This window comes from Bradyrhizobium sp. USDA 3397, assembly GCF_054060965.1.
This window is the reverse complement of record NZ_JBSSDS010000001.1, coordinates 4,844,096-4,860,100: the sequence shown is the minus strand read 5'-3', so window position 1 is coordinate 4,860,100 and position 16,005 is coordinate 4,844,096. Positions and strand designations below refer to the sequence as shown.

At 65.9% G+C, this 16,005-nt stretch carries 16 protein-coding genes; 1 reads left to right on the top strand and 15 read right to left on the bottom strand.

The genetic code is table 11. The features are described 5' to 3' along the window. Positions 1-68 precede the first annotated feature (68 nt). From ACVWYQ_RS22425 to rimP, 3 genes are read right to left on the bottom strand one after another with little or no spacing between them, the layout of a single operon-like run. Positions 69-752, bottom strand: a complete 684-nt coding sequence (locus ACVWYQ_RS22425) for an RNA-binding protein (protein ID WP_404544806.1) — start codon at positions 750-752, stop codon at positions 69-71. A gap of 23 nt (positions 753-775) precedes the next feature. Continuing rightward, the gene (gene nusA, locus ACVWYQ_RS22420) at positions 776-2,386 is read right to left on the bottom strand and encodes a transcription termination factor NusA (RefSeq protein WP_036024506.1); all 1,611 of its coding nucleotides are present in this window, start codon (positions 2,384-2,386) and stop codon (positions 776-778) included. Positions 2,387-2,388: 2 nt separating this feature from the next. Then, positions 2,389-3,144, bottom strand: coding sequence for a ribosome maturation factor RimP (rimP, locus tag ACVWYQ_RS22415; protein WP_157285960.1), 756 nt, complete (start codon positions 3,142-3,144; stop codon positions 2,389-2,391). A gap of 355 nt (positions 3,145-3,499) precedes the next feature. Between rimP and ACVWYQ_RS22410 the strand changes: the two genes are divergently transcribed. After that, positions 3,500-4,582: a DUF2336 domain-containing protein gene (locus ACVWYQ_RS22410; RefSeq protein WP_404544802.1), complete on the top strand. Its 1,083-nt coding sequence runs from the start codon at positions 3,500-3,502 to the stop codon at positions 4,580-4,582. 125 nt (positions 4,583-4,707) lie between these two features. Here the strand turns inward: ACVWYQ_RS22410 and trmB are convergent, their stop codons facing one another. The 12 genes from trmB to tsaB form a co-directional block, all read right to left on the bottom strand. Further along, the gene (trmB, locus tag ACVWYQ_RS22405; RefSeq protein ID WP_275500524.1) at positions 4,708-5,421 is read right to left on the bottom strand and encodes a tRNA (guanosine(46)-N7)-methyltransferase TrmB; all 714 of its coding nucleotides are present in this window, start codon (positions 5,419-5,421) and stop codon (positions 4,708-4,710) included. Then, positions 5,418-6,575 (bottom strand): M20 family metallopeptidase, encoded by a 1,158-nt coding sequence (locus ACVWYQ_RS22400; RefSeq protein WP_404544801.1) that lies wholly within the window; start codon positions 6,573-6,575, stop codon positions 5,418-5,420. The genes trmB and ACVWYQ_RS22400 overlap by 4 nt, the downstream gene beginning before the upstream one ends. Positions 6,576-6,660: 85 nt before the next feature. Then, on the bottom strand, positions 6,661-7,074 hold the full coding sequence (locus ACVWYQ_RS22395) for a helix-turn-helix domain-containing protein (RefSeq protein ID WP_018319423.1): 414 nt from the start codon (positions 7,072-7,074) through the stop codon (positions 6,661-6,663). Between the two features lie 219 nt (positions 7,075-7,293). Next, positions 7,294-8,907 carry an apolipoprotein N-acyltransferase gene (gene lnt / locus ACVWYQ_RS22390; RefSeq protein ID WP_404544798.1) on the bottom strand — a complete coding sequence of 538 codons (1,614 nt, stop codon included), beginning with the start codon at positions 8,905-8,907 and terminating at the stop codon, positions 7,294-7,296. Beyond that, positions 8,904-10,022, bottom strand: a complete 1,119-nt coding sequence (locus ACVWYQ_RS22385; protein WP_404544797.1) for a hemolysin family protein — start codon at positions 10,020-10,022, stop codon at positions 8,904-8,906. The genes lnt and ACVWYQ_RS22385 overlap by 4 nt, the downstream gene beginning before the upstream one ends. A 1-nt stretch (position 10,023) precedes the next feature. Next, entirely contained in the window at positions 10,024-10,533 is a 510-nt protein-coding gene (ybeY, locus tag ACVWYQ_RS22380; RefSeq protein WP_271543512.1) for an rRNA maturation RNase YbeY, read from the bottom strand. Positions 10,534-10,592: 59 nt separating this feature from the next. Then, positions 10,593-11,588 carry a PhoH family protein gene (locus tag ACVWYQ_RS22375; RefSeq protein WP_036008958.1) on the bottom strand — a complete coding sequence of 332 codons (996 nt, stop codon included), beginning with the start codon at positions 11,586-11,588 and terminating at the stop codon, positions 10,593-10,595. Between the two features lie 64 nt (positions 11,589-11,652). Next, complete coding sequence (gene miaB / locus ACVWYQ_RS22370; protein WP_271543515.1) at positions 11,653-13,047, bottom strand: tRNA (N6-isopentenyl adenosine(37)-C2)-methylthiotransferase MiaB; 1,395 nt, start codon at positions 13,045-13,047, stop codon at positions 11,653-11,655. 191 nt (positions 13,048-13,238) lie between these two features. Then, a complete protein-coding gene (locus tag ACVWYQ_RS22365) occupies positions 13,239-13,919 on the bottom strand; it encodes an HAD family hydrolase (RefSeq protein WP_404544793.1) in 681 nt (226 codons plus the stop codon). A 197-nt stretch (positions 13,920-14,116) separates the two neighbouring features. Next, positions 14,117-14,572, bottom strand: a complete 456-nt coding sequence (locus ACVWYQ_RS22360; protein ID WP_109141846.1) for a Fur family transcriptional regulator — start codon at positions 14,570-14,572, stop codon at positions 14,117-14,119. Positions 14,573-14,611: 39 nt separating this feature from the next. Next, positions 14,612-15,097 carry a ribosomal protein S18-alanine N-acetyltransferase gene (gene rimI, locus ACVWYQ_RS22355; RefSeq protein ID WP_404544790.1) on the bottom strand — a complete coding sequence of 162 codons (486 nt, stop codon included), beginning with the start codon at positions 15,095-15,097 and terminating at the stop codon, positions 14,612-14,614. Beyond that, a complete protein-coding gene (gene tsaB, locus ACVWYQ_RS22350) occupies positions 15,094-15,789 on the bottom strand; it encodes a tRNA (adenosine(37)-N6)-threonylcarbamoyltransferase complex dimerization subunit type 1 TsaB (RefSeq protein WP_404544788.1) in 696 nt (231 codons plus the stop codon). Before tsaB ends, rimI begins: the two co-directional genes overlap by 4 nt. Positions 15,790-16,005: the final 216 nt, after the last annotated feature.

The following is a 16,005-nucleotide window of genomic DNA, read 5'->3' as shown; positions in this document are numbered from 1 at the left end:
AGCAGTCCTAATCCTGATTTATCAGTGTTGTGCGTTGCCGCACCATCCAATCGGGTCGTCGTTGTCTCTCAGAAATCCTGGCCGGGTTTTTCGGCAGTCTTGTCGTCGTCCGCCATCCGGTATCGGACCAGGATCTGGCTACGTGACAGGAATGACTTGCTCGCCGGGCCCGCGAGCAGGGCAGCATGTATCACATTTGACCGGGTCAGTGCCAAATCCAATTCTACCGATTTCAGAGCGGTGACGACGGGAATCTGCGCCTTAGCACCGCGATTCCCGGCATTCTGACGCGCCAGCATGTCCAATTTGCGGATTCCGTCCGCGGCCCCGTCGCTGGCATGGATCAGGACCTCGACCGTGCCTTCCCGAAGGGCGCTTTCGACCTTGCCGAAACCGGCCACGACCTGGCCCGCCTTGGCGGCGATCCCAAGGGCTTCGGTCACGCTCCGGACCAGGAGCGCCTCGATGTCGGTGGGAAGCGTCTGAGGGATGCGCAGCTCGCGCTTGAAGGCCTTGCTAAATTGGTGACGCCGCACCGCTTCCGCAACCGTCTTGCGGGAGGCGGTGAGCCACATCCCGCGTCCGGGCAGCTTGCGCTTGATATCGGGAACTATTTGTCCGTCAGGCGATGCGACGAAGCGGATCAGCTCGTCAATCGGCCGGACCTCGCGGCTGACCGCGCACATGCGCATGGTCGCGGACCTTTCGGTCCGCGGCCCATGGTCAAGTTCGAGGTCGGAATCTGCAAGCATCCGGGCGACATTCTCCTTTGCCCTTAAGCCGGCTGATCTTCGGTCGCCTCGGCCTCCTCGGTGGGCTTGGCGAGATCGGCTTCGGTGATCCAGCCGGCCTTGACGCGGGCCTGCATGATCATCGCTTCGGCGTCGTCACGGGAGATGTCGATGCCGTCGAGCGCACCGGCGTGCTTGGTCGGCTCGCTGCCTTCCTTGCGCTCGGTCCAGCCGACCAGATCGTCGGTGGCGCAGCCGGCGAGGTCCTCGACGCTCTTGATGTCGTTCTCGCCGAACTTCACCAGCATCTTCGAGGTCACGCCGGGCACGTCCTTGAGCGCGTCCTCGACGCCGAGCTCCTTGCGCCTCGCCTCGAGCTCGGCTTCCTGCTGCTCCAGATATTCGCGGGCGCGATTCTGCAGCTCCTGCGCGGTCTCCTCGTCGAAGCCCTCGATGCCGGCGAGCTCCTTGACGTCCACCATCGCGAGCTCCTCGACCGAGGTGAAGCCCTCGGACGCCAGCAGCTGGCCGACCACTTCGTCGACGTTGAGCGATTCCATGAAGACGCGGGTCGAGTTCTCGAAGTCGGCCTGGCGGCGCTCCGATTCCTCCTGCTCGGTCAGGATGTCGATATCCCAGCCGGTGAGCTGCGAGGCCAGGCGCACGTTCTGGCCGCGGCGGCCGATCGCGAGCGAGAGCTGGTTGTTGGTGTCGGGCACCACGACCTCGATGCGCTCGCGGTCCTCGTCGATCACGACCTTGGAGACTTCCGCCGGCGCCAGCGCGTTGACCACGAAGGTCGCGATGTCGGGCGACCATGGAATGATGTCGATCTTCTCGCCCTGCAGCTCGTTGACCACCGCCTGCACGCGCGAGCCGCGCATGCCGACGCAGGCGCCGACCGGATCGACCGAGGAATCGCGGGAAATCACGCCGATTTTCGCACGCGAGCCCGGATCGCGGGCCACCGCCTTGATCTCGACGATGCCGTCATAGATCTCCGGCACTTCCTGCGCGAACAGCTTCGCCATGAACTGGGGATGGGTGCGGGAGAGGAAGATCTGCGGGCCTCTCGTCTCGCGGCGGACGTCGAAGATGTAGGCACGAACGCGGTCGCCATTGCGGAATACTTCGCGCGGCAGCATCTCGTCGCGGCGGATGATGGCTTCGCCGCGGCCGAGATCGACGATCACGCTGCCATATTCGACGCGCTTGACGACGCCGTTGACGATGTCGCCGATGCGGTCCTTGAATTCCTGGTACTGCCGGTCGCGCTCGGCCTCGCGCACCTTCTGCACGATGACCTGCTTGGCCGATTGCGCGGCGATGCGGCCATATTCCAGCGGCGGCAGGGTGTCGGCGATGGTGTCGCCGACCTGGGCGCCGGGATTGGCGCGCTGCGCGTCCACCAGCGAGATCTGGTTGGAATGATTCTCGACCTTGTCGACCACCAGCATGTGGCGCGACAGCCGCAGCTCGCCCTTCTTCGGGTCGATCTCGGCATGAACGTCAGTCTCGCTGCCGTAACGGGCGCGCGCCGCCTTGGCGATGGCGTCCTCCATCGCCGCGATGACGATGCCGCGGTCGATCGACTTCTCGCGTGCGACGGCGTCGGCGATCTGAAGCAATTCGAGTCGGTTGGCGCTGACTGCCATGGCTAGTCTCCTTGGTCAGGCTCGATCTCGCCGCGCCGCGCGCGTTCGGCGGCAAGGCGATGTTTCTTCGTGTTGGTCGGGGCCGGCTTCTTCTTCGGCTTGGTGTTCTTGGTGATCTTCTCGCTGATTCTGGCGTGCGGCGCCTGCGGCGGCTCGAGACCGAGATTGCGCCGCATCTCGCGCGCCTCGGCCTTGCCGCGGCGCATGGATTCGGCGATCAGCTCGTCGGTCAGCACCAGCCGGGCATCGCCGATATCCTCCATGGTCAGGAGAACGTCGGCATCGTCGCCGGCCTTGGCATCGTCGCGATGCAGATGCACGCGGTCGCCCTCGACGGCGCCGAGCGTGCCGCGGAAGCGCTTGCGCCCCTCATGCGCGACCGCCATCTCGATCTTCACCAGGTGCCCGGAATAGCGCTCGAAATCGGAGCGGCGCACCAGCGGGCGGTCGATTCCCGGCGAGGAGATCTCGAGGCGATAGGCGCGGTCGATGGGATCGGCGACGTCGAGCACGGGCGACAGGGCCCGCGAGATCGCCTCGCAATCCTCGATCTGCATCGAGCCGTCCGGCCGCTCGGCCATGATCTGCACGGTGCAGCCGGCCTCGCCGGAAATGCGGATCCGGACCAGGCGGTAGCCCATGCCCTGGAGCACGGGAGCTGCCACCGCGGACACCCGTGCCGCGACCCCGGGCTCGACCACGAGCCGCGGCTCGGCCAGCAATTCGGCATCCGTGGAACCAGGGTTCGGTTCGGTCATGTCCAGGGTCAGAGCGCTCGATGGTTAAGGCTTGGTTACGATTTCAAAGCCCGCTTCGGAACTTTCCCGACGACGCGTCGGGCGCATCTCCCGCCGAGCCGCGTTCAGGTAATAAAAAAGAGCGGGTCCTTGCGGGCCCACTCTCACTACGCGGATCGTATGAGAAGATGAATTGGCGCTGATATAGCGCTTTCTTAACCCCCGGACAAGGCCCATTGCAGCGGGAACGGGGCCTTTTTGCGCCCGTCGGACCCTGCGCAACGCTTCCTTCATCAAGCAGGCCTAGATTCCCCGATTGTGGGGCGGCTTGGACCAAGGGCGCACCCGCGGCGTGCCCCGTTCGAGTAGCGTTTTCATGACCGTTGCCACGTCGCTCATTCCTGGACTGGACGATATCGTCAAGCGCGGCGATCCGCGCCGCCGCGGCGAGATCGCGCGTGCCATCTCCCAATTGTTCTTCCGGGATGCGGACAAGCTCCGCCCCGAGTTGATCGATCTGTTCGACAATCTCCTGATCGATCTCGTGCCCCATGCCGAACTGGCATCGCGCGTCGATCTGTCCGAGCGCTTCTCGCGCCTGAACAACGCGCCGCCGCACCTCGTCAATCAGCTCGCGCGCGAAAACGAGATCGCGGTCGCCGGCCCCGTGCTGCGCCGCTCACCCGTGCTCGACGACGCGGCTCTGGTCGAGATCGCGCGCTTGAAGGGCCAGGGTCATCTGCTGGCGATGACCGAGCGTCCCGCTTTGTCGCCCGTCGTCACCGACGTGCTGGTTGAGCGCGGCGATCGCGACGTGGTGCGCCGTGCCGCAGCCAATGCCGGTGCAGTGTTCTCGCCCGGGAGCTATTCCGAGCTGATCAAGCGCGCGGCGCAGGACGGGGTGCTGACGCTGAGGATCGGCCAGCGCAACGACCTTTCCGGGGAGCACCTGAAGCATCTGCTCGACGGGACGCTCGACGTCATCCGCCGTCGCCTCTCCACCGTGGTCAATCCCGCGCGCCAGGCCGAGATCAAGCGCGCGATGGCGGCGATCGAGGAGGCGGCGCTGCCGCCGGGCCCGCGCCGCGATTTCTCCGCGGCACAGCACACCGTGCTGACCTTGCACCGCGGAGGCCATCTCGGCGAGAGCGCGCTGCTCGGTTTCGCCAAGGCGAACAAATACGAGGAATCGGTCGCCGCGCTATCGGCGATGTCGGGCGTTCGCCTCCAGGTCCTCGACCGCCTGATCGCGGGCGACCGCTACGATCCGCTGCTGATCCTGGGCCGCGTGCTGAACCTCGGCTGGCCCACGGTGCGCGCGCTGATCCTGCTCTGGTACGGTTCGAACCGCACGCCGGCCGATGCCGACATCGAGGCCGCCCGCGTGAATTTCACGCGCCTGATGCCGACGACCGCCGAACGCGTCGTGAATTTCTGGCGCAACCGGCAGACGATCTAGCGTCCCACTCCGTCATTGCGAGCGAACCGAAGCAATCCAGAACTCGTTCCGCGAAAACGCTCTGGATTGCTTCGTCGCCAGCGCAAATTGCCTTGCAATTTGTCGCGGGCTCCTCGCAATGACGGCTAACCCACCCGCCTGAACCGCAGATAGGCCGCCTTGCGTCCCTCGCGCGCGGCCTTTCGGCCGTAGCGCGTCATCGTGTAGCCCGGCCATGGAAGACGGAAATCGTCGGCGCGTTCGGCAAGCCAGACGAAGTCCTGCGAGCGCGCAAGATGCGACAGTGTCCAGGCGCAGTAATCGTCGATGTCGCAGACGAAGCGGAATTCGCCGTTCGGCTTGAGCACGCGCGCCATCACCGCAATGGTGCGGTCCTGGACGAAGCGCCGCTTCCAGTGTCGTCGCTTCGGCCAGGGATCGGGATGGATCAGGTCGATGCGCGACAGCGACTCCTTGGGAAGCCAGGCCAAGAGCTCGGCGGCATCGCCCGCGAACAGGCGGATGTTGCCGATGTTGGCCGCCTCGATCTGCGCGAGGATCTTGGCCATGCCGTTGACATAGGGCTCGCAGCCGATGAAGCCGGTGGCGGGGAAGTTCTGCGCCTCGGCCGCGAGATGCTCGCCGCCGCCGAAGCCGATCTCGAGCCTGACGTCGTCGGCTGCGGGATCGAAGATGTCGCGCGCGTCCGCCGGCGCCTGACCGTCGATATCGAGGGCAAGATGCGGCAGCAGTTGCTCGATCAAGCCGGCCTGGTGTTGCCTCAGCTTGTGACCCTTGCGGCGCCCGAAGAAGGCGCGCTCGCTGTCGTCGCGGTCGGGGCTTGATTTACGTTCGCTCATCGCAGCGTCTGATAAAGCCGATGGAGCAGCCGCGCGCGCGGTGCGAGCGAGGAGACATAGAGCTGCTCATAATGGGTGTGTGCGCCCTTGCCGTCGACGCCGAGCCCGTCGAGGGTTGCGGTGTGCGGGGCGGTGAAATTGCCGTCCGAGCCGCCGCCGGTGTGGGTGTCGATCAGCTCGAAGCCGATCTCGCCGGCGATCGTCCTGGCATGCTCGTACAGCGCGGCGCCTGCATTGCTCTTCTCGTAAGGCGGACGGTTGAGCTCGCCGGTGACCGTGACGGTGACGCCATCGGTCTTCGAGGTCAAAGAGAGAATCTTGCCGACGAACTCGTCCGCGTCCTTCAGGCTCACGACGCGCAGATCGACTTCGGCATAGGCCTCCTCGGGCGTGACGTTGGGGCGCGTGCCGCCGCGCACCACGCCGACATTGACGGTCACGCCGCGCGCAAGATCGTTCATTCCTTCCAGCGCCAGGATGACGTTGCCGAGTTCGCGGACGGCGCTGCGGCCGTCTTCGGGCCGCGAGCCGGCATGCGCGGGCACGCCCTTGATGAATACCCGGAAGCGTCCGACGCCCTTGCGCCCGGTGACGATCTTGCCGCCGTCGCGCGCCGGCTCGGTCACCAGCACGTATTTGGCCTTGCGTCCTTCCTGCTCGATCAGCGCACGCGAGGTCGGGCTGCCGATCTCCTCGTCGGACGTGAACAGATGCGTGATGCCGAGCGGCGAGCGATCGCCCGTCGCGCAAAGCGCGCGGAAGGCGTGGTGGGCAATGTAGGCGCCGCCCTTCATGTCGTAGATGCCCGGACCGAACGCGACGTCGCCTTCGACCTTGAACGGCAGGCGCTCGATGAAGCCGATGGGATGGACGGTATCGAGATGGCTCAGCACCAGGATGCCCGGTCGATCCTGCCCCCAATTCGTGCGCGCCACGAGATGATCGCCGCAGCCGTCCACGCCCGCGATGCGCTCGAGCGTGACGGGCAGGTCGCCGTATTGCTCCGCGACCACGGAGACCAGCTTGTTGACCTGTTCAGGTGCTTCCGTCGGCGTCTCGATCTCCACCCAGCGGCGGATGCCATCGAGAATAGTTTGTGAATCGAACCAATTGGAGCCGGTCATGGACGCATCTGTGCCTTTGAATCGCATCATCGAAGCGGACGCGCATCAAAGCGCGGTCGTAAATGACGACATAGGCCAGATTTGATGCAGTCTCAAATCGCGGGGGGCATGAGCTTTAACGCTTGTCCGGACCTTCGCGGGCCGCAATCTGCTCGACGAGATCGACGATCGAGCGGCGCATCTTCGAATCAGTGATTCGCGTGAACGCCTTGGTCAAAGCGAGCCCTTCGGAGGTGGCGAGAAAGTCCGAGACGTAAGAGGGCGAGGCGCCTTCGCTGAAGCCATCCGGACCCGGCACGCCGCTCGGGCCGCCCTCGAACAGGAAGGACACCGGCACCTGCAGAATCTCCGCGATCTGCTGGATGCGGCTTGCGCCAACCCGGTTGGTGCCCTTCTCGTACTTCTGAATCTGCTGGAAAGTCAGGCCCAAAGCTTCACCGAGCTTCTCCTGGCTCATGCCCAACATGATGCGGCGCATGCGCACGCGACTGCCGACATATTTGTCAACAGGGTTGGGCGCTTTCGACATTTCCTCAGCCCTCCAAACACCACCTTCGGCGCAATGATCAAGCATGCCTCGGGTGCAGCACCGTCAAAATCAAACCCTGTTATTGGGAAACATTGCGGAGAAATTTAGCAATGCACCGCCATCTTTCGCAGCCGGTGCAGAATGGGGAGCCCGCGTGCAGTCTGTCAACCGTGGGACTACGGTTGTCAAAGGATTCCGGCCGCTGCGGCGGCGGTGCGATCAGGGCTGGCGTTTGCCTATTCGTCGGCGGACCGCCAGCAGCACGGCCACCGCGACGAGCATGATTGCGGGCACATCACCCACCCGTGCATAAACGGTCGGTGGGATCGCGGCCGGCAGGTTTGCGTCCAAAATGCCTTCGAGGCCGAGTCCTAGGCTCGCGACGGTGCGGCCGACCGGATCGATCACTGCGGAGATGCCGGTATTGGCCGAGCGGACCAGCGGCAATCCGAGCTCGATCGCGCGCATTCGCGACTGCTCCAGGTGCTGGTAGGGACCGGTCGAGATGCCGAACCAGCCGTCATTGGTCAGGTTCACGATCCAGCCCGGACGTTCGTTGCGCACAGCCACTTCGTCGGGAAAGATCGCCTCGTAGCAGATCAGCGGCAACGCGGGCGGCGCGCCGGCAACGGGGAGCGCATGCCGCACGGTGCCTGGAATGAAGCCGCCGCGCACACGCGTCAGTTGCTCGAAACCGAGCTTCTCCATCAACGACTGGTACGGAAGAAATTCTCCGAACGGTACCAGATGCAGCTTGTCGTAGACGGCGAGCACGCTGCCGTCGTGATCGATCACGTAGATCGAGTTGTAGGCGCGCGTGATCGGCGTGCCCCGCGGCACATCGGGCGCGCGGACCGATCCCGTGATCAGCACCGTGCCCTTCGGCAACAGATCGGCGATTTGCGCCATCGCGTCGGCTTCGCGGGTCAGGAAGAACGGAAAGGCGGATTCCGGCCAGATCAGGATGGTGGCATCGCGCACGCCGGTCGATTGCGGGCCGGAGGCGCGGTCCGACAGCGCAAGGTACTTCTTCATCACCTCCGGCTTGGCGGCATAGTTGAATTTCTCGTCCTGCTGCAGGTTGGGCTGCATCAGGCGCAGCTTGGGGCCGGATACGATCGTGGTCGGATGCAGCGACAGGCGGATTGCGCCAAAGATGCTCATGACAAGCAGGAGCGCGACGGCCGCGGCCGGCACCCGCCGTTGCAGGCGCCGATCCGGCGTGCGGTCGATCAGCGTCGCCGGGCTCGCGAAGATCGCAATCGTCAGGAACGTCATGCCCCACAGGCCGATCAGCGAGGCCGTCTGCGCCAGCGGCAATGGCTCGGACAGCGCATAGCCGAACGTGTTCCAGGGGAAGCCGGTCAGCGCATGGCCGCGCAGCCATTCGCTGATGGTGAGGCTCGCTGCGAGCGCCAGCACGCGCGTGGCGTTCTTGCTCCAGAGCAGGCGCGCCAGCGCAAAGCCGATCGCCGTGAAGATCGAAAGATAGGCCGGCAGGCCCAGCACCGCGAACGGCGTCAGCCAGGCGAATGTGTCGGCTTCGACGAAGAAGGCGTAGCCGATCCAGTAAAGGCCGGGCACGAAATAGCCGAGCCCGAACCAGTAGCCGGTCAAGGCGGCGGCGGGCACGCCGCCATAGCGGCCGCCCCCGGCGCCGTCGATCAGCCAGACCAGCACCGGGAAGGTGACGAACAGCACCGGAAAGAGGTTGAACGGCGCCAGCGCCAGCACCGACAAGGCTCCGGCCGCCATGGCGACGACTGCGCGCTGCCATCCCCAGGTGAGGATGATGGCGAGCGCAATTTGCCGGAGGCGCTGCGATGGGCTCACTGCGAGGCGGCCCCGTCGCGCGGCGGCGATGTCGGCGTGTCGCTGGCCGGCGTTTGTCCGCTCTCCGGCGTGGCTTCACGCCGCCGGCTCTCGCGCTGGGTGCGGGGCGCCGGGCGTTCCTTCCGCGTCGCGATGCGCAGCCGCTTGACGCGGCGCGGATCGGCATCGAGCACCTCGACCTCGTAATTGCCGGGGCCCGAGATCACCTCGCCGCGCACCGGCAGGCGCCCGACGAAGCTGACGAGATAGCCGCCCAGCGTCTCCACCTCCTCGCCTGCCTCGCCGGTGACGAAATCCTCGCCGATCACCGAGCGGACGTCGTCGAGGCTGGCGCGGGCGTCGGCAATGAAGGCGTTGTCGGGCAGGCGCACGATCGAGGGCGGCTCGTCGCTGTCGTGCTCGTCGTCGATCTCGCCGACGATCTGCTCGACGATGTCCTCGATCGAGACCAGCCCGTCGCTGCCGCCATATTCGTCGACCACCAGCGCCAGATGGATGCGCGAGGCCTGCATCTGCGCGAGCAGGTCGATCGCCCGCATCGACGGCGGTACGTAGAGCAGCTTGCGGATGATGTGCGCCTCGTGAAGCGGCAGCGCGAGATCGACCGCGCGCAAATCGAGCCCGGCCGGCAGCGGCTTCTTGCGCTTGGTCTTGGTGGCTTCCGACACGCGGGCGCGCGCGGTCATGAAGGCGAGCAAATCGCGGATGTGGACGATGCCGACGGGATCGTCGAGCGTCTCGTTGAAGACGACGAGGCGCGAATGGCCGGCGCTCTCGAAGCGGTCCATCAATTCCCCGAGCGGGATGTCGCGCTTGACCGCGACGATGTCGGCGCGATGCACCATGACGTCGGCGATGCGACGCTCGTGCAGGCTGAGGATGTTGCGCAGCATGGTGCGCTCGACCGCGGAGAAGCCGGTGTCGTCGGGCGTCGAGGCGTCGAGCACGACCTGGAGGTCGTCGCGCACCGACCCCGCCTTCCAGCCGAACAGCGTGCGGATGGCGCGCAGCAGCCAGCTTTCGGCACTCGGGCGCAGCACCTCGCCCGGCGTCACCACAACCGGCAAATTGGCCGTGGTGCGGGGATTGTCGTGGGTAGGCTCGGAATCCGGCATCTCAGTGCGTCCCCGGGCGATCGGCATAGGGATCGGGGATGCCGAGATAAGCGAGGATCTCGGTTTCGAGCGCTTCCATCTCCTCGGCGTCGTCGTCGTTCTCGTGGTCGTAGCCGATCAGGTGCAGGAAGCCGTGCACGGCGAGGTGGCTCAGATGATGGTCGAACGGCTTGTGCTCCTCGTCCGCCTCGCGCCGCATGGTCTCATAGGCGATCGCGATATCGCCGAGCATGCGCGGGGCATCGCCCGGCTTCCAGGCGCCCTCCGGCTGCAGCGCCGGGAACGACAGCACGTTGGTCGGCTTGTCGATGCCGCGCCAGTTGCTGTTGAGCGTGCGGATGCCGGCATCATCGGTCAGCATTACGGCCACTTCCGCGTCGGCAACGTCCTCGTCGACGCTCTCGGCGGCCGCCGCCAGTGCGCGCTGGATCACGGCTTCGGAATCGGGCTCGCGCTGCCAGCAATCGGCGACGACGAGGACCTCGGTCATGGGAAGGTTGGAATGGGACATTGTGTTGTCTCGGACGAAGGGCGCCGTGCTCGGGCCCTCTTGGGTCCGGTGTTGCCTCGTCAGGATTGACCGGTGGCCGGCCGCTGCGGCGGCCCTTCATAGGCGGCGACGATCCGCGCCACGAGCTCGTGGCGGATCACGTCCTCCGCCTTGAAATGAACCTGGGCGATGCCCTCGACGCCGCTCAGGAGGCGGGTCGCCTCGGCCAGGCCCGAGGTCTGGCCGTTCGGCAGGTCGATCTGCGAGGGATCGCCCGTCACGATCATGCGGCTGTTCTCGCCGAGACGCGTCAGGAACATCTTCATCTGCATCGAGGTGGTGTTCTGGGCCTCGTCCAGGATGATGGCGGCATTGGTCAGCGTGCGGCCGCGCATGAAGGCGAGCGGCGCGATCTCGATCTCGCCGGTCTGCAGCGCGCGCTCGACGATGCGCGCATCCATGAGGTCGTAGAGCGCATCATAGATCGGCCGCAGATAAGGATCGACCTTCTCGCGGAGATCGCCGGGGAGAAAGCCGAGCCGCTCGCCGGCTTCCACCGCCGGGCGCGACAGGATGATCTTGTCGACCTCCTTGCGCTCGAACAGCTGCGCGGCATGCGCGACGGCGAGCCAGGTCTTGCCGGTGCCGGCGGGGCCGATGCCGAACACCAGCTCGTGCCGCTTCAGCGCGCGGATGTAGGAATCCTGCGCCGCCGTGCGTGCCCGCACCGGACGCTTGCGCAGATTGATGCTGTCGAAGGTCGATTTGGCCGATTTGGCGTCGAACTCGAACAACGAGCCCTGCGCGATCACGGCGCGGATCGCGCCCTCGACCTCACCCTGGTCGAGATCGTGGCCCTTCGCGGCCTGCGCGTAGAGCATCTCCAGCACGCGGCGCGCGGCGTCGCAGCCGTCGCGGGTGCCGCCGATCGTGATGTGGTTGCCCTTGGAATCGACGATGACGCCGAGCCGCCGCTCGATCTGCGCCAGGTGCTGGCCGTAGGGGCCGACAAGCGCGGAAGCGGCGCGGTTGTCGTCGAAGTCGATGACGACCTGGGTCTCGGGCGGTACTTGCATGTCGCGGTCGAACTTGCGGCTGGGAGCGAACGAAGACGAATCCGATGCGCTTTTGGGCAAGGGTTCAGGCTCCACTGGCTTGCGATAAAGCGGGCTCGCGCATCTTGCGCGGCGTCACGAGCTCGCCGAGAAAACTGTAGCGCTCGAGGCTGTCGATTCTGACCGGCAGGATCTGTCCGATGATGTCGGGCGCGGCCATTACGTGGGCGGGCTGGAGGTAGGCGGTGCGGCCCACGATCTGGCCCTCCTTGCGCGCCGGACGCTCGAACAGCACGTCGACCGTTGAGCCAATCGCGGCCTTGTTGAAGGCCGATTGCTGGCTGTCGATCAGTTCCTGGAGCCGCTCCAATCGCTGGTCCATCTCGGCGGGGGACACCGTCTCCTGCATATCCGCGGCCGGCGTTCCCGGCCGGGCGGAGTATTTGAACGAATAGGCCGCAGCGTAGCCGATTTGCGTGACAAGCGCGAGGGTGGCGAGAAAATCTTGCTCGCTTTCGCCGGGGAAGCCGACGATGAAATCCGATGAAAAAGCAATGTCTTGGCGTGCGGTACGAAAACGGTCGATGACCCGCCGGTAATCATCGGCGGTATGTTTGCGGTTCATGGCCGCCAAAATGCGGTCCGAGCCCGACTGCACCGGCAGGTGCACGAACGGCATCAGGGCACCGAGGTCGCGATGGGCCGCGATCAGGCTGTCGTCGACGTCGCGGGGGTGGCTGGTCGAATAGCGCAGCCGCGCGATGCCGGGAATCGTCGCCAGATGTTCGAGCAGCCGGCCGAGCGGCCAGGTTTTTCCGTCCGGGCCGTCGCCGTGATAGGCGTTGACGTTCTGCCCGATCAGCGTGAGCTCGCGCACGCCGTTGTCAGCGAGCCGCTTCACGTCCTCGACGATCTTCGCCACGGGGCGCGACACCTCCGCGCCGCGCGTATAGGGCACGACGCAGAAGGTGCAGAACTTGTCGCAGCCTTCTTGTACCGTGACGAAGGCGGAAATGCCGCGCGCGCGGATCGCGTCCGGCTTCGGCTGGGCCAGGAAGCCGAACTTGTCGGCGGCGGGAAATTCGGTCTCGATCGCGCGGCCTTCGTCCTCGGCGCGCTTCAACAGCCCCGGCAGATGATGATAGCTCTGCGGGCCCACCACGACGTCGACGACAGGCGCGCGGCGCACGATCTCCTCGCCCTCGGCCTGCGCCACGCAGCCCGCCACCGCGATTTTCATCGCGCGGCCCGCACGCGCGGCCTCGTCCTTGGCGACGCGAAGGCGGCCGAGCTCGGAATAGACCTTCTCCGAGGCCTTCTCGCGAATATGGCAGGTGTTGAGGATGACGAGGTCGGCATCCTCCGCGCTCGCCGTCTCCACGAATCCTTCCGGGGCCAGCGTGTCCACCATGCGCTGGGCATCGTAGACGTTCATCTGGCAGCCATATGATTTGATGTGCAGCTTGCGCGGCGGCGTCATGGAACCCGAAATGGAGGTGGAGGACGGCCCTCAGATATAGGCTGGAGGGCCGAAAATCCAGCGAATGGAGCCATTTCCGCCTGTCATTCCGGGGCGCGACGCAGTCGCGAACCCGGAATCCAGACCTTTACTGCGAGATTTCGGGTTCACGCGCGTCGCGCGTGCCCCGGAATGACGGTCCGGGGCGAAAATCAGCCCGCCACGGCCTCCGCCGCGACCCGCCGGACCAGCTCCGGCAGCCGATGCATGTCGGCAAAGATCAGGTCGGCGCCCGCCTGGCGCAGCGTTTCGGCATAGCCGTTGCCGCAATGGCTGCCCCCGTAAAAGCCGAACACTTTCATGCCGGCGGCCCGCGCGCCCGCGATGCCGGCGAGGCTGTCCTCGATCACGACGCAGCGCTCGGGCGGCACGCCCATTTGGCTCGCCGCGAACAAGAACAGGTCCGGCGCCGGCTTGCCGTTCGCCACCTGCGAGGCCGAGAAGATGTTTGGCGCGAGGCGCTCGTACAGCCCGGTGCTCCCGAGGCTCACGCGCATGCGCGGATGTGAGCCGCTGGAGGCGACACAGACGGCCTGCGTGACGACATCCAGCACATCATGGATACCGCGGATCGCTTCGAGGTCGGCTTCGAATGCGCGAAACAGCTCGTCCTGGAGATCGCCGTGATAGGCCTCAGGCAGCTTGCGGCCGAGCTCGGTCTCGATCTCGAGATTGGCCTGCTTTGTCGAGCGGCCGAGGAAGCGCGCGAACACCTGCTCCGACGTGATCGGATAGCCGTGGCGCGTCAGCACGTCCGCATGCGCGCGGCATGAGATCACCTCGCTGTCCACGAGCACGCCGTCGCAATCGAAGATGATGAGGTCGATGGGCATTCAGTGTGCAGCTCGGTTTTGGCACCGTGGTTCAGAGCGGGCGGTGCCACCTCTCCCAAAGGGAGAGGTCGGCGCGAAGCGCCGGGTGAGGGGATCTGCTCTCTCGTGGGACCCGAGGCCCCCCACCCGATTTGCTTCGCAAATCGACCTCTCCCCAACGGGGAGGGGTGAAGAGAGCGCGCCGAAAGGTAGGTTCATCAATTCGTCGGCTTGTCGTCGTCGAGCGGGACACAATAGAGCTCGAGCCGGTGGTCGACCAGGCGATAGCCGAGCTTGCGGGCGATCTCCGCCTGCAGCTTCTCGATCTCCTCCGAGGTGAACTCGATCACCTTGCCGTCGCGCAGGTTGATGAGGTGGTCGTGATGGCTGTCGCGCATCTGCTCGTAGCGCGCGCGGCCTTCACGAAAATCGTGGCGCTCGATGATGCCGGCGTCCTCGAACAGCTTCACGGTGCGATAGACCGTCGAGATCGAGATCTTGTCGTCGACCGCAACGCAGCGCCGGTAGAGTTCCTCGACGTCGGGATGATCGATCGCTTCCGCCAGCACGCGGGCGATGACGCGGCGCTGCTCGGTCATGCGCATGCCCGTTGCGGCGCAGCGCGCCTCGATCTCGGATGCCTTGGACGCAGAAGAATGTTTCAGTGTGGTCATAGCGTTGTCTGCCTGGGCGGGCGCTTTCTGCCGCCGATGTTACGACAAGTCACGCCGCATCAGAAGGGCGTTCAATTGTTCCCCGTTGGGCTGCTTATAGTAGCGATCGCGGCGCCCGACCACCACGAATCCGGCTCGATCGTAAAGCCGCCGCGCCGGCTGGTTGTTCTCCTCCACTTCCAGAAATATGGTGCGTACGCCGCGCCCGGCGAGGTGGCCGAGATGGGTCATCAGCAGCGTGCGGGAGAGCCCCCGGCCGCGATAAGCCCCGTCCACCGCGATCGAGAGAATCTCCGCTTCGTCCGCGCCGATCCGCGACACCGCAAAGCCGATCGTCTTGCGGCCGAGCCGCAAGCGATGCACCAGCGTGTTGCGCTCGCTCATCATGCTCTCGAACTCGCCTTCGCCCCAGCCCTGCGCGAAGGAGGCGCCGTGCAGCTGCGCGAGGCGCGCGGCATCGCGCATGGTCGCGGGCTCGACGGCGGCGGTGCCACCGCGCCACCACTCCGACAGCCATCCCATCATGAGCTCGCGGCTTGTGCTGCGAGCGGCGTCGATGCCGCGGGCTTGGCGTCGGGCGCTTTCAGATAGAACGGCCGCGCTGGATTGGTGTCGGGATTGGCCGCCGCGCCGAGCCAGGCGACCCAGCTGATGTCGGGCGCGGGCTGCGCGTCGATCGCAACGGGTTGCGGTCCGTCCTTCGGCCAGCGACCTGCGAGGATCCCGGCGGCATTGCCGACCAGATGCGGCGCACCGTGTTGCGAGGCCGCGATCGCCGCGTCGATGGAGGCGACAGCCGGCCGCACCAGCTGGCTGCCGTCGCCGGCGACGATCTGGAAATAGACGTGATCGTGCCGCGCATCGATCGCAGAGATCACCGGCACCGTTCCGCTCTTGGCGACGACCCCAGCGGCATAGGCCGACAGCGTCGTCAGCCCGACCGCCGGCCGTTTCGCCGCAAGCGCAAGGCCCCGCGCCGCCGAGATGCCGACGCGCAGGCCGGTGAAGCTGCCGGGCCCGACGGTGACGGCGATGCGGTCGAGCGAGGTGAAGGCGCGGCCGGCCGATTGCATCACGCGCGCGATCATCGGCATCAGCGCCTCGGCATGGCCGCGCTTCATCAGCTGCGATTCCCGTGCGAGGAGCTCGCCGGCGTCGGTGTCGAGAACGGCGGCCGCGCAGGCTTCGAGCGCAGTATCGATGGCAAGGATCAGCATGATGGAGCAAATGGCGAGTGGCGAATGGAGAACACTCTAGCGAACCAGGCGCCTGTCCGCCATTCGTCACGCACGATTTGCACTTCCGATATGCCCTATTGCGCAAGGAGGGCTATCGCATTTGAGAGTTTTTCCCTGCGGCCATCCTTCGAGACGCCCGCTTGGGCGGGCTCCTCAGGATGAGGGCGGAGTGCGCGGCAACAGTTTCAAGGAGCA